We start from the raw sequence: 13964 nt of genomic DNA, 5'->3' as shown, positions 1-13964 counted from the left end.
CTAGCTCTGAAGAAGTCTCTAGCTCCAGCGAAGAACCGGAATCTTCTAGCTCTGTCGAAGAATCCAGCTCCAGCGAAGTTGTCGTTTCCAAGTGCGAAGAATTCGTTCGCGGCACAGGCAACTACACGACGGACAAGTGCTACAACGCTGGTCTTGCCGACATGGAAGAAGGCAAGTGCTACAAGTTGAAGGATGACCGCGCTAACGACGTTAAGGGTCAGCAGTGGATTAACGACCGCGCCAACGACAATTGGTGGTGGGAAGAAACGGAATGCGGCGAAGTCGTCGTTTCCAGCTCCAGCGAAGAATCCTCCAGCTCTTCTGAACCGGAATCTAGCTCTAGCGAAATCGTCGTTGCTAAGTGCGTTGAATTCGTGAACGGCTCTGGTGATTACAATGGCAAGTGCTTCAACGCCGGTCTCAATGAAATGGCTGAAGGCAAGTGCTATGCTCTGAACCCGGAACGTGGCCAGGTTAATGACATTTGGATCAACAACCGCGCTGTTGATACCTACTGGTGGTCTGAAGTTTCTTGCGGTGATGATGTTGTAGCGCCGAAGGCTCCGATTCTCGCAGAACCGAAGCCGGCTCCGGCAAAGGTTATCGGTCGCGACAATGGCACGTTGGCTCTTGCCACGGCTGTTGAAGCCAAGGCTAGCATGGCTGTTGCTAACAACATGTTGAGCATCGCAACGACCTCCAACGGCACGAAGTCCGTGAAGATCTTTAGCGTTCGCGGCGACATGCTCCTCTCTGAAACATTCTCCGGTGCTGCAAAGACCGTTGACATGGCTCAGTTTGCTGGCAAGGGCGCTGTGATTGTTCGCCTCGTTGAAGGCCGCAAGGTCCTCGCTACGAAGCGCATTGCAGTCCGCTAATTCGCTAACGATTTAATGTCAAAGTGAAAAAGGCTTCTTCGAAAGAGGAAGCTTTTTTGTTGCAAATGCAAAAAAGGAACCCCGTTGGGGGTTCCTCTTCTAATGTTTAGATCCTTCGACTTCGCTCAGGATGACACTGTCTACTGTCTACTTCCTACTGCCTACTGGCCGCAGGGCCGTTTACCTTATTCGCGCGTTCGAGTTCGCGAGCGTTGATGATGAGCATCTGCAAGCGGTTCTCGATGTTGGCAAAGCTGGTATCCGGATCGTAGTCCAAACTCAGGATTTGCACGTGCGGGCAACGTTCCTTCACTGCCTTCGTGAGGCCACGGCCACTGATGTGGTTGGCGAGGCAGGCAAACGGCTGCACAATAATGAAGCTGTTGATGCCGTGTTTCGAGTTGTAAAGGATTTCTGCCGGGATGAGCCAGCCTTCGCCCGTGTTGTATGTCGGGTCGATAATACCGTCGATGTAGTTCACAAGTTCGAAGCAGTCTGCGTGGTGTTCGTAGAGCTTGAACGACTGCATAACCTTATTGGCTGTTGCTGCGGCGTGTTCAAAGAGCTTTGACGTGACGCTGCCTTCGATTCGGTCTGCAATCGGGTTTGCCGAGAATCCGCGCTTGATCTTTTCGGCGCGCACAACTTCGTCGACGCGGAAGAAGTCCATCATGCCCGGGAGGTAAACTTCCATGCCGTTGTCCATGAGGTAGTCTTCGACATGTCCGTTTGCGCTCGGGTGATAGTTCATGAGGATTTCGCCGAGCACGGCAACGCGCGGCTTGCGGATGCCCTTTTGGCGGGCTTCCGTGATTTCGACCTTGTTGAATTCGTCGATGCACTGGCGCAGCATTTCGACAAGGCGCTTTGGTGAGCCGAGTTCCGTCTTCTTGAGCGTGGCGGCGGTCTTCATCAGTTCCGGCATCCACTTGCTGTAAATCTTCTTGGAATCTCCCTTGTTGATTTCGTAGGGGCGGACTGCGCGGTATGCCGTTTCGATGGCGTCCATGAATGCAAGGCCCCAAAGTGTATGGAGGCGGAAGTCAAGACCGAGCTGGAATCCCGGATGCATGCCTTTATAGTCGATGCCGGTCGTGATGATGGAAACGTCCTTGTAGCCCGCTTCGTCAAGAGCCTTACGGCCAAGTACGGAGTACTGCACGGCGCGGCAGTTTTCGCAGTTCTTGGCTAAGCACATCGAAACTTCAGTTTGAGGAACGTTCGGGTGTTCTTCGAGCCACTTGAGGCATTCGCCGATGTTGATCTGGCAGGGGAAGCAAATGTCGTTGTGCACGTACTTTTTGCCGAGTTCAATAGCGCGTTTGTCTGCAACCGGGAGGTAATCCGAGAGGTAACCCTTGCCCTGGATGTAGGAACTGGCGAGAATTGCGAAAGCGGGGGAGAGGTTCGGCGTCAAGATGATACGCTTCGTCTTGTCGCTTGCCACGTACGGCGTGTGGAACTGCGGTTCGTTCGAAATCGGCTTTTCCGGGAGGTTCGCCGCACGGCGGGCCTTCACGGTTTCGATAAAGCTCTTGATGCGGATGCCCACCGGGCCTCTTGCGTCGCCTTCGTCGAGCTTGAGCATGAGCATTTCCTTGTTGGAATCGCGGTGCATCATGCGCATCATTTCGTCGGTCAAAATGGAGTCGTGTCCGCAACCGAAGCTCACGATCTGGGCAAGTTCAACGTGCGGGTCTCTCGAAGCAATCATCGTTGCACCGAGCATGCGCAAGTGGAACGTATTCTTGATTTCTACGCGGGTGTGGCTCGGAACGTCCTGATCGTAAACGCCCGGGAGCGATTCGGTGGTGAGCACCGGAATGCCCATTGCGGTAAAGTGGCTTGCAATGTTGTGGTTGATGAGCAAGTCGGCATGGTAGGGGCGACCTGCAATTACCACGGCAAAGCTGTCGTTTGCCTTTACGTCGTCGAGAATCTTTTGGCCTTCTTCGAGGAGCGTGGTGCGGTAATTATTAAGAGCCTTTTCACCTTCCGTGACGGCCTTGTCCAAAGTCTTCTTATCGATGTTCCAATTGTCGTGGAACCAGTCAATCGTCTGGCTTCTGCGGAGCTTCGTGTTTGCCCAGTGGAAAATCGGCTGGTCCATCGGGATGCCGTAATTCTTTTCGGGTTCGTCCGTGTTCTGGCAAATGTTCGGGTAGCCTTGCACGACCGGGCAGACCGTTGTGGCGTTAAACTTGGTGTGGTCGCTGGGGAGCGAAATCATCATCGGGAAGAAGATGCGGTCGACCTTCTTTTCGATGAGGCTGAGCACGTGACCGTGGACGAGCTTGGCCGGGAAGCAGACCGTATCGCTGGGCACGCTGTGGAGGCCCGCTTCGAACATCTTGTAATCACTCTGACGACTTACGACAACGGTGTAGCCAAGGGCCGTGAAGAATGCTTTCCAGTAGGGGAGGCTGTTCCAGAATTCGAGCACGCGCGGGATACCGATGGTCTTTCCGTTCTGCGGCAAGAGAATCTGCGGAGCGTAGTCCTTGACCAAGAGTTGGTTCGTGCGCTTGATCATGTCCGGCACAGCCTGCATCTTCTTGTTGATTTCGGCAATGAGCTTCTTTGTGGCCGGATCGTTCGGGTCGGCGGTGACTTCGCCGCGTTCGCAGCGGTTGCCCGTCACAAAGCTCTGGCCGTCACTGAACGTGACGATGGTGCGGGAGCAGTGGTTGGTGCAGTACTGGCAGAGCTGACCTGGCTGGTTGTGCCAGCTGAAGGTGCGCATGGCTTCAAGCCCGATAAACTTACTTTGCACGTTCGGGTCGGCGGCACGCTTTTCTTCCATGAATTTCTTGGTCAAAAGTGCGATACCGATAGCGCCCATTTCGCCTGGGCGTTCCGGACGGATGGCCTTGAGACCCGTGTACTGTTCGAAGGCACGGAGAACGGCATTGTTCTTGAATGTACCGCCCTGTACCACAACCTTCTTACCGAGCGTGTTGAGGTTGCGGATACGGATGACCTTCGTGAAAACGTTATTGATGATGGAGCGGCAGATGCCCGCGATGATGTCTTCGGGCTGCTTGCCGTCGCGCTGTTCCGTGATGATGGAACTGTTCATGAACACGGTGCAGCGGCTGCCGAGCTGAGACGGACTCTTGGAGTTGAATGCGAGTTCCGCAATCTTTTCCATCGGGATGCCGAGGCTGCGGGCGTACGTTTCGATGAATGAACCGCAACCCGAGGAGCAGGCTTCGTTGAGGATGATGCCGGTGACGACGCCGTCTTGCACGGAAATGGCCTTCATGTCCTGACCGCCGATGTCCAAGATGAACGAGACGTCGGGGCAGAGGCGCTGGGCCGCGTTTGCGTGGGCGACTGTTTCCACAGTGTGGTAGTCCGCGTGGACGGCCTTTGCAAAGAGCTGTTCGCCGTAACCGGTTGTACCCACGCCCAAGATGTTGAGCTTTACGCCGTATTCTTCGTAGCGGTCGGCGAGGTCCACCATGGCTCGCTTCAAGACGGCGAGCGGTTCACCGTCGTTACTGGCGTAGAAGCCGTCGATGACCTTTTCGTTTTCGTCGATGAGCACGAACTTCGTGGTCGTAGAGCCCGCGTCAATGCCCAAGTAGGCGTTGATGGTCGTGCCGGAAGGCGGCTGCGGGTAATGGTTGTCCGCCATCTTGTGTTCTTCGAGGAACAACTTGTATTCCGCTTCGCTTTGGAAGAAGAGGTCGGAGGCTGCCTTTGCCTTGTTCTCGGCCTGGCGGATTTCGTTAAAGTGCACGAGAGCGTCGAGAGAACCCTCTTCGCGGTACATGCATTCCTGGTTTGCGAACATGGAACCGTTAGCGAGAGCGGCACCCATGGCCACGAGCACTTCGGAATGTTCCGGGACAATCGCCTGTTCGTCGGAAATGCCCAAGCGTTCCTTGAATGCGCGCACGAGAGTCGGGTTGAACGTCAAAGGACCACCTTCAAAAATGACAGGCGGCTTGATTTCCATGCCCTGGGCGAGACCGCCGATGGTCTGCTTTGCAATGGCGTGGAAACTGGAAAGAGCGATATCTTCCTTGGCGATACCGTTGTTGAGCATCGGCTGGATGTCCGTCTTCGCGAACACACCGCAACGGCCCGAGATTTCATAAACTTTTTGGCCACGCTTGGCGTAGCTTTCGAATACTTCTGTCTTGATGCGGAGGAGTTCCGCGACCTGGTCGATAAATGCACCCGTACCGCCGGCGCAGACACCGTTCATGCGCATGTCGGAGGCGATGAGCTTACCGGTGGTCTTGTCCTTTTCGAAGAACACAACCTTGGCATCCTGACCGCCGAGTTCGATGGCGACCCTGGAATCGGGGTAGGTGGCACGCACAGCAAGTGCGTTTGCGACTACTTCTTGCACAAAGAAGGCGTGAGTGGCCTCGGCGAACGGCTGACCGCCGCTACCGCAGAACGTGACCCTGAAGTTCTTGCCCGGGAAAAGGGCATGGGCTTCGCGCAGGACCTCGTAGACCTTTTTCGCCTGCATGGCGTTATGACGCTGATATGTATAGTGTAAAAGCTTAGATGTCTCGGGATCGACTACAGCAATTTTCACAGTGGTGGAGCCTACGTCGACACCCACCCATAAATCGTTCATAGAAGTATTCATAGTGAAGCCAAATTTAGTTTTTTTTCATTATTTGAAAATGTTTTTTGGCGTTTAAGGCGATAAAACGCGCAATTTGGCGAATTTTAGGTAATTGCTTGCATGTGCAGGTTGTCGTGAGGGACCGCGCAAAACAAAAAGAGGCCTGTAGACCTCTTTTTATATGCACTTCAGGGGTGGATTGAGCTGTTATTTGATAGCATCTCCCATCAATGAAGCCTTCAGCTCAAGAATCTTGCTTTCAGGCAAATGCGAATACTTGACGATTTTTCCGATAGGTTCGTTATCGGCAAGCATGGCGAGAGCCATTTCGACACGCCCTTGTTCGAGCCCTTGTTTAAGTCCTTTCTTTTCGGCACGTACTTCCAGCAAAGCCAAGTGATCCAATTCCTCTTCTGTCCATACCATATCGTTAGCCTGTTCCCTGATGAGTTTTTCTGACGCTCTGTTCACCAAAATTCTGTTGATTGCCTTCGCAATGATGCTATTGTTGAAATCCGGAAGATTTTCGGCCTTCCCGGCATATTTTAGCAGATAAAGCCAACGGTCTTCGGTTGTCGTGATTTTTTTGTAAGGTTTGTTGAACTTCGTCAGATCATATAGAATATACATCATCTTGTCGGTTAGTGTCAAGCCTTTCTTATTGCGAACAGCCCAATCTCCACGAAACGACTTCTGTTTGCCTATGGAAAAATCGCAAATCCAGATGGCGTAAGTCGGAGGAACTTCGTACCGGTGGATTTCGCGCTCGGCACGTTCCTCTTTAGTTAGACAGGATGGAAGGTCTCCGAAATTCAGCTTGTCCCATTCGTATTTACTCTGGAGCATGAATGCAGATTGCTGTAAAAGAATTCGGTCGACAAAGTAGTCGGGCCTTGCCTTTTGCATCTCTATGTTTATGCAAATTCCCTTCGAAGTTTTGGCACGAATGTCGAGCCTGAATTGCTTTGCCGATGGAAAAATGATGTTGATTTCGGAATTCTTGATGACAACGGATTCAATCTTGTTGTCTTCATTCAGATGAAATACCCCATTCAGAAAATTGACCAAAGCTTCTTCATCACTCAGAAAAGCCTTGAATGCTGCATCAAAGAGCGGATCGAGATAGGTGTGTTTCTTGATTTCTTCAATTGTTTTCTCGACCAGTTGATCGCGAGATGAGGGAATGGAAAATTCGAGCGTATTTTGTTTTTCTGACATAGTTCTCCTGCTTTATCATGTATAAATCTTGGAAGGCAAGTTTGCAGAGTTTACCCTCCATTATATTAACACGCGTTTTTTAGCCTTTTGGTCTAAGAAATCTTTGTAAAATATTTTTAGGCAGGAGCGGGGCATGCGTGGATAATTGCAAACGACGTTACTTTTGTATATTGCGTTGTATGAAAAAGAATCTGCGTTTAGTTGTAATTTGGTTTGCTCTGATTGTTTGTTCGCTATTCTGCTCATCATGTACAGAATCGGTAAGATATATCGCGCTAAAGCGCAGCTCCCTAAACGCTGAGACTTGGCTCGAGGTCGAAAAAAATGATTCCCTCAACATTTGCATCGATTCAAAAGTCCGCACGTGGGAGACTTCGCTGGATACTGAAGTTCTAAACGATTCGTGTTTAAAATTTCAAGTTCCGACGCTTATCGGCGTCTATCCAATTAATGTGAAGTTTCCAGATTCTGACAGTGCCTATAAAATTAATCTAGTAGTCGGCATGAAGTATTTGAACTTCAAAAATGAAGAAACTTTATACGGAAAAGATCTGTTTCAAATGTATGGGTCAAAGATGGTGTACGTTACGGGAACTTATCTAGTAGATGAATACCCTGTAACTAATTGTGAAATTACACAATTAATGTGGGATGAAATTCCCCTGAATCCAAAGGATCATCAGATTGAAAAAGAATGGTCAGAAAGAAAAAAGTCCAGCATGCGTAACGAAAAATGCGATGCCCATGATTCTGCGGCAAATATGATTTCTTTGTATATGGCAATGATGTATGCCAATGCGCGCAGCATTCGAGAAGGACTAAAACCGTATTATAAATTTTCTGCGACAAAGTATAGAAATATAAAAATAATTGAACCTGAATCAGGTGAATATGACGATTCAATAATCAATCCGCGATATCAATATGTTGCAATTCACTATCGTGACTATACTAAACAACGCAAAGGGCCATTGCATCAATATATCATTATGTCTTATGATTTTTCCAATCATGAAGAAAAAGCAATTCATGTTAGCGCTGATTCAACTTCTGATGGTTACCGGCTACCATATTATGATGAATGGATGATGCTTGCTCGCGGCGGAGAAAAAAAGGCCATGACGCCTTGGTGCAATAATTCCACTAAAATTAAAGACGTTACAAAATATGCAAGATTTGCCAAATATAAGGAACATGTAAAAACAGAACCTGTAGGTCAGTTGCTGCCTAATGGTTATGGCCTGTATGATGTTTTGGGCTTGGTGGAAGAACACGTTCTTTTAGAAGATCACAATTGGTTAAGACCTAATTCCTATATAATGATTAATCCTGGTGGACCTGAGAGAGCGGAAATATGCCGTCCAGGAGATTGTCCATATTGTTTAAAAGAAGGCGAAAATTGTCCGTCTTGTTTGAAGGGTGGAAGCCTTTTTCACGATTGGAAAAGGATAAACTATAGTTATCGTTCTGAGGATCGATATACAGGTTATTCCGGCGGTTTCCGCCTCATCCGCAACATCGGCAATAACGCCAAGTGGACCGATGTCAAGCTTGACAAGGAATAATTTTTTCCTGAAAATGTAGAACCGAGCAATTTCCTTTTTTTGTATATTCTGTTGTATGAAAATAAAGATTCTTTTACTATGTGTATCTTTTTTTGTTCTTGTTTTGAATGCGTGCTCGAATAGCGTTAAAAAACAGGATATTTCAGCGGAAATAATAAAGCAGTTTAGCCCGATAGAAAGAATCTTTGATGTAATCCGAGATTCTCTGGGTGAAGAAAACTGGCTTGAAGTCGAAAAAAATGAAAACGTTAAAATTTGTGTTGATCAGAAAGTTTTTGCTTGGAAGACGGTATTAAAATCAAGTGTTCTCAATGATTCCTGCTTAGTTTTCCAAGCTCCGACTCTTGTTGGAGTCGAAACTGTTGATGTGTCTTTTTCGGAAGCGGATAGTTCGCATAAAATCAATTTAGCCATCGGAATGAAATACTTAAATTTCAAGAATGAAGAAGTTCTGTTAGGATTTAACACATGTCGAGAAAACCAACTTGTCGGTCTATGCAAAAACGAAGATCCAGAAAGACTATTTTCTGTAACGGGCACTTACTTAGTCGATAAATATCCTGTTACCAACTGCGAGTTTACGCAACTGATGTGGGATAGCATTCCAGCAACATCCTTGTATAGAAACGAATCGTTAAGAAAGGATTATTATGAAGATTGGCTAAACAGAAAGAGAGCTTATACACGTAATGAAAACTGTATAACACAGGACACGGCTGCCAATACTGTATCTTTATTTCAGGCTATGAAATATGCAAATGCACGCAGTATTCGTGAAGGTCTAAAGCCTTATTATATATTTACTCCTGTAGAAGAATATGCAGAAAGAGAAAGTATTTTATCGACTACACAACGTATAGTAACTCGTAGGGATTTTACTATACATGATATCAATTATATTCAAGTTTCTGACGACAGTACCTCGAACGGTTATAGACTTCCATATTACAATGAATGGATGATGTTTGCACGTGGTGGCGACAAAAAGAATATGGCCCCTTGGGGAGACTCTTCGGGCACTTTCGAAAAAACAAAAAAATACGCTAGATTTAAAACAAAAATGGTTTCTTTTGAAACAGAACCCGTTGGCCAGCTGACACCCAATGGATACGGATTATACGATATGTTTGGTCTCGTTCAAGAGCATGTACTCTTAAAATCAAGATTGTTTAGAGGAGACCTTGGTTTTGCGTCTTGTTTGAAGGGCGGAGATTATCACGTTTCTCTAGAAGACGGATCCGACGACACCTTAAGTCCTTATTGGAAATGGATAAGCTACGGATATTACGAGCCAGGTCATCAAGGTTATGGAGCAGGTTTCCGCCTAATCCGCAACATCGGCAATAATGCTAAGTGGACCTATCTCAAGTCCAAATGACAACTTTTGTATGTTCAATTGTATGAAAAAGATTTTGTGTTTGGTTGCAAGTTATGGGGCCGTAATAGCCGACTTGTTATTTTGTACAGCCTGCTCAGATAGGGAAAAATATATCGCTTTAAATCGAGGTTCTTTAAAAAACGAAACTTGGCTTGAAGTTGAAAAGAATGAAACGGTAAAAATCTGCATAGATTCCAAAGTACAAGTATGGAACACTGCACTGGATTCTGAAATTCTTGGTGAATCCTGTTTAAAAGTTCGAGTTCCAACGCTTATCGGTGTCAACTCAATTAATGTGAAATTTTTTGATTCTGACAGTGCCTATAAAATTAATCTTACTGTCGGGATGAAGTACCTTGACTTTAAAAATGAAGAGGTTCTATTGGGATTTGATTATATGCATGAATATATAGATAATGAAAGACTAGCAAAAATCACAGGAATGTTTTTAGTTGATAAATATCCTGTTACTAACTGCGAATTTTTACAATTAATGTGGGATGAAATTCCTTCAGAACTACATGATGAAAAAGAAAAAAATTGGATTAAAAGAAAGAAGTTAAGCGTACGTAAAGAAGGTTGCGACGCACACGACTCTGCGACAAATATTGTTTATTTATATCAAGCCTTAAAATATGCAAATGAGCGCAGTATTCGAGAAGGATTAAAACCGTATTATACATTTTCAGAAGAAACATTCTCGAAAAATGAATTTGAATATGATAAAACTATATCTGAAGGTCAATATATTATAAGCTATCGTGATTTCACCCACCATGATGAAACGCGAATCAAAGTTTCAGTTGATTCATCTTCGGATGGTTATCGACTACCCTATTACGATGAATGGATGATGTTAGCTCGAGGCGGAGATAAGAAGCACAAAGCACCTTGGGGGGATTCAGCGACGTTTAAAGATGTACAAAAATACGCAAAATTCAATGATAAAACTGAATATTATGAAAAAATAAATAGTTCTATAACAGGACCTGTAGGCCAGTTACAGCCTAATGGATATGGTTTGTATGATATTTTCGGTCTAGTTAATGAACTGGTTTTATTAGAGAAACCCCAAAAATTCAGAAAGTACCAAATATTATCAAGACCTAACCCCAATAGACCTCGTTACGCTAATACAAACTGTAAAAGGAAAAACAATTGTCCTTCTTATTTAAAGGGGGGAACCGCTGATGATAATTGGCAAAATATTAGCTATGGGTATTATTCATATGGTAGTATTGGCGGTTTCCGTCTTATCCGCAACATCGGCAATAACGCCAAGTGGATCGAAGTTAAGGATTAAGTATTTCTATGAAACTGATTTTTCTATTAATCGCCGCCTGCTTTGCGTTTGCCTTGGCCGACAAAAAAGTTGATTTAACATCTGATTCTTTAAATGAAGAAATTTGGATTGAGGCTGAAAAAACTGAAACGATTAGAATTTGTTTGAATCGCCGGGTGCAAACTTGGGAAACCTCTCTTAAAACCGTGATTTTAAATGATTCTTGTGTTGCGTTTCAAGCTCCAACGCTTGTTGGAACTGAATCGATTAACGTGTATTTACCAGAATCAGATAGTTCTCATCGTATTAATTTAGCCATAGGAATGAAGTATTTAAATTTTAATAACGAGGAAGTCTTGCTAGGATTCGACGATCAAAAAAAGAATTCTAGTAAAAAAAAGCCGATAAAATACTATGAATCGGGATTTCCCATTATTGAAGACATGTCGCAAATACAATTTGACGAATGGGAATATCACGGAGGAGGAGCTATTCCTCCTCGAACAAAAGATTACAAAAGGCTTGTTTCTGTTTCTGGTTCTTATTTAATAGACAAATATCCTGTAACCAACTGCGAATTTATACAATTAAGATGGAATGATATTCCTGATTCGACATATTCCAACTGGTATAAAACTATGGTTTATAGAAAAACCAAAAGCTTACAAAACGGAATCTGTCCTGCAAATGATTCCGCTGCAAATTATATTTTCATATTCCAAGCAATGAGTTACGCAAATGCGCGTAGCATTCGCGATGGACTTAAGCCATATTACAAATTTACATTTAATGGAATTGATAAAGAAAAACTTATATCAAGGAAAGCCTCTCATAGTAAAGAAAGAATCTTATCAAAAAATCAATATATTATAGGTTATAGTGATTTTCGCAAAATAAACTATGACTATGTTCTTGTATCCATGGATAGTACTTCGGATGGGTATCGCCTTCCTTATTATAATGAGTGGATGATGTTTGCGCGTGGCGGAGATAAGAAAAATAGAGCACCTTGGGGAGATTCTGCAAACTATAAAGATGCTTTGAAATATGCAAGATTTGGAACTGGAGGTGAAAATATGGAAGCAACTGAACCAGTCGGACAATTACAACCAAATGGTTATGGTCTATACGATATTTTTGGCTTGGTTTGGGAATTAGTATTACTTGAGGGTCCCGATTTTGGTTATACACTTCATCCATATTGTCGAAAAGGTGGTGACAATTATATCGGGACTCGCTGGGGATATCCACGTTGGGAAAACATAACTTACGGTTTCTCCGAATATGCTACATCGGGCGGTTTCCGCCTCATTCGCAACATCGGCAATAACGCCAAGTGGACCGAAGTTAAGTCTGACAAGGAATAACCTGTTCCTGAAATGAGATTATCAAAATGAGGCCTACGGCCTCATTTTTCATATACACATACTCTGCTACAGAAGATTCCCGCCTTCGCGGGAATGACGAAATGCAGATTTCGCCCTTGCGTGCTACACTCAAGATGACAAAAAAACGTTCCTGGCATCCCGCAACAAGTGCGGGACAGGCTCCAGCCGAGAAGATACAGTTGTTACTTGCGCGTTTCCTTCGCCAGTGACTGTTTCAGCTCAAGAACTTTACTTTCAGGAAGACGGGAGTACTTGACGATTTCCTCGATCGGCTTGTTATCGGCAAGCATGTCGAGAGCAATTTCAACATTTCGGTTATCTCGCCCTTGTTCACGTCCTTTGAGCCAAATTTCGGCTTCGATAGCTTCATCAGCGTGTTTGTCGAACATATGTTTTCACCTTTCTAAAAACTTTCACCGAATTGCAGTCCAATTCTGAGTAGCGAAACAGCCCCGCTTAGTGAAATTGCTACGCTGAAGCGGGTCGAAAAGAAGCTCATTTCTCTACGTGACGATTTTGTCGAAGGGCTTCAAGCTCGGATTGTATTTCAGTAATCAACGATTCAGAAAGACCCTTGGCTCGCAGAACGGCTTCTGTATCGACTTTATTTTCTGCACGTTCCTGTTCTCGTCCTTTAGCTTCTGCTTTGAGCCAAATTTCGGCTTCGATAGCTTCATCAGCGTGTTTGTCGAACATATGTTCCTCCAAGGCTTTAAGCTGTTCAGGGCTTATGCGGCTTACGCGCAAACGGTTGAGCGCGTCCCTAAAGATCGGGTCCTTCAATTCGGGAACTTCAAGCGGACCCTGCGACAAAAGTTTCAGCCAATAGTCCTCGCGTGAACTGATGTTTTTTCGCAGTTTCTTGAAATTCGGAAGGTCTACTATAATATATCTATTTTTACTGAAAATAGGAAGAGCACGATGTGTTGAGTCGCTACGGCGAACTTCGTCCTCGCTATAGACCGCCCAAGTGTCCTTAAAAATATCTTTTGACTTGAGAATCGAGAAATGACAGAGCCAGATGGATACCGTTTCGGGAAGTTCATAAAAATGAACCTTACGCTCCTTTTCGTCCATCAATTTGAAATACGTCGACCTGTTATACTCGTACTTGCCACGCAATGTTTGATAGGAATTGTAAAGTTGCAATCGATCCAAAAAGAAAGGGTGGCTACGATTTTGTAACTCAATATTAAAATAACGGTTATCCTTGGTGGTTACCCACACGTCAAGTCGTGCGAAATCATCTTCCGGCATGAAAACGTCAATGGGCTTTTCGAACTCGTAATCGAGATCGATGATTTCATGGTCATGGTCAAGCCCAAGCAAACAATTGAGAATATCACGAATGGTGTCCTTGTCATCCATCAGCACGCGAAACGTTTCGCTGTAATAAGGGAGCAAGAACTCTTCGCCCTGTTCGTTCGTAACGATGTAGTAGGCTTTCTTTTCTGAAGTTGTGTTGTTTTCGGTCATTTACAATTCCTTTAGAGGGTTGGTTATGATTTGCCCCCTATACTATTAACACGCTTCAGCGAGCCGTTTGGCTCATGAAAACTTTGTAAAATATTTTTAGGCAGGAGCGGGGCATGCGCTGACAATTGCAAATGACGCTACTTTTGTATATTGCGTTGTATGAGAAAGATTTTGTTGTTTCTAACGAT

The 13964-nt window shown here is 45.3% G+C and carries 8 protein-coding genes and 1 pseudogene; 5 read left to right on the top strand and 4 right to left on the bottom strand.

All coding sequences use genetic code 11. From position 1 onward, the window contains the following. Positions 1–878, top strand: a pseudogene (locus B3A20_RS05950) (hypothetical protein); the annotation flags it as partial. A 154-nt stretch (positions 879–1032) separates the two neighbouring features. Here the strand turns inward: B3A20_RS05950 and B3A20_RS05945 are convergent. Together B3A20_RS05945 and B3A20_RS05940 are read right to left on the bottom strand one after the other, a co-directional pair. Next, positions 1033–5478: an acyl-CoA dehydratase activase gene (locus B3A20_RS05945; RefSeq protein ID WP_290762781.1), complete on the bottom strand. Its 4446-nt coding sequence runs from the start codon at positions 5476–5478 to the stop codon at positions 1033–1035. Between the two features lie 198 nt (positions 5479–5676). Continuing rightward, entirely contained in the window at positions 5677–6687 is a 1011-nt protein-coding gene (locus tag B3A20_RS05940; RefSeq protein WP_290762779.1) for an Rpn family recombination-promoting nuclease/putative transposase, read from the bottom strand. 503 nt (positions 6688–7190) lie between these two features. Between B3A20_RS05940 and B3A20_RS05935 the strand changes: the two genes are divergently transcribed. Genes B3A20_RS05935 through B3A20_RS05920 form a run of 4 tightly spaced genes read left to right on the top strand, consistent with a single transcriptional unit; the run spans position 7191 to position 12279 of the window. Then, the gene (locus B3A20_RS05935; protein ID WP_290762777.1) at positions 7191–8252 is read left to right on the top strand and encodes a formylglycine-generating enzyme family protein; all 1062 of its coding nucleotides are present in this window, start codon (positions 7191–7193) and stop codon (positions 8250–8252) included. A gap of 55 nt (positions 8253–8307) precedes the next feature. Further along, positions 8308–9630: a formylglycine-generating enzyme family protein gene (locus B3A20_RS05930; RefSeq protein ID WP_290762776.1), complete on the top strand. Its 1323-nt coding sequence runs from the start codon at positions 8308–8310 to the stop codon at positions 9628–9630. 22 nt (positions 9631–9652) lie between these two features. After that, entirely contained in the window at positions 9653–10933 is a 1281-nt protein-coding gene (locus B3A20_RS05925) for a formylglycine-generating enzyme family protein (protein WP_290762774.1), read from the top strand. A gap of 8 nt (positions 10934–10941) precedes the next feature. Further along, positions 10942–12279 carry a formylglycine-generating enzyme family protein gene (locus tag B3A20_RS05920; RefSeq protein WP_290762773.1) on the top strand — a complete coding sequence of 446 codons (1338 nt, stop codon included), beginning with the start codon at positions 10942–10944 and terminating at the stop codon, positions 12277–12279. 203 nt (positions 12280–12482) lie between these two features. Here B3A20_RS05920 and B3A20_RS05915 read toward each other — a convergent pair whose 3' ends face one another. Both B3A20_RS05915 and B3A20_RS05910 read right to left on the bottom strand, forming a co-directional pair. Continuing rightward, positions 12483–12689: a hypothetical protein gene (locus tag B3A20_RS05915; RefSeq protein WP_290762772.1), complete on the bottom strand. Its 207-nt coding sequence runs from the start codon at positions 12687–12689 to the stop codon at positions 12483–12485. Positions 12690–12795: 106 nt separating this feature from the next. After that, positions 12796–13776, bottom strand: a complete 981-nt coding sequence (locus B3A20_RS05910) for a PD-(D/E)XK nuclease family transposase (RefSeq protein ID WP_290762771.1) — start codon at positions 13774–13776, stop codon at positions 12796–12798. Between the last annotated feature and the right edge of the window lie 188 nt (positions 13777–13964).

The organism is Fibrobacter sp. UBA4297 (genome assembly GCF_002394865.1).
GTDB lineage: Bacteria > Fibrobacterota > Fibrobacteria > Fibrobacterales > Fibrobacteraceae > Fibrobacter.
This window is presented reverse-complemented; position numbering and strand designations above follow the sequence as displayed.

Coding starts and splice junctions, on each gene's coding strand:
- B3A20_RS05935 (WP_290762777.1), top strand. CDS start 7,191: ATGAAGTATTTGAACTTCAAAAATGAAGAAACTTTATACGGAAAAGAT.
- B3A20_RS05945 (WP_290762781.1), bottom strand. CDS start 5,478: ATGAACGATTTATGGGTGGGTGTCGACGTAGGCTCCACCACTGTGAAA.
- B3A20_RS05910 (WP_290762771.1), bottom strand. CDS start 13,776: ATGACCGAAAACAACACAACTTCAGAAAAGAAAGCCTACTACATCGTT.
- B3A20_RS05925 (WP_290762774.1), top strand. CDS start 9,653: ATGAAAAAGATTTTGTGTTTGGTTGCAAGTTATGGGGCCGTAATAGCC.
- B3A20_RS05930 (WP_290762776.1), top strand. CDS start 8,308: ATGAAAATAAAGATTCTTTTACTATGTGTATCTTTTTTTGTTCTTGTT.
- B3A20_RS05920 (WP_290762773.1), top strand. CDS start 10,942: ATGAAACTGATTTTTCTATTAATCGCCGCCTGCTTTGCGTTTGCCTTG.
- B3A20_RS05915 (WP_290762772.1), bottom strand. CDS start 12,689: ATGTTCGACAAACACGCTGATGAAGCTATCGAAGCCGAAATTTGGCTC.
- B3A20_RS05940 (WP_290762779.1), bottom strand. CDS start 6,687: ATGTCAGAAAAACAAAATACGCTCGAATTTTCCATTCCCTCATCTCGC.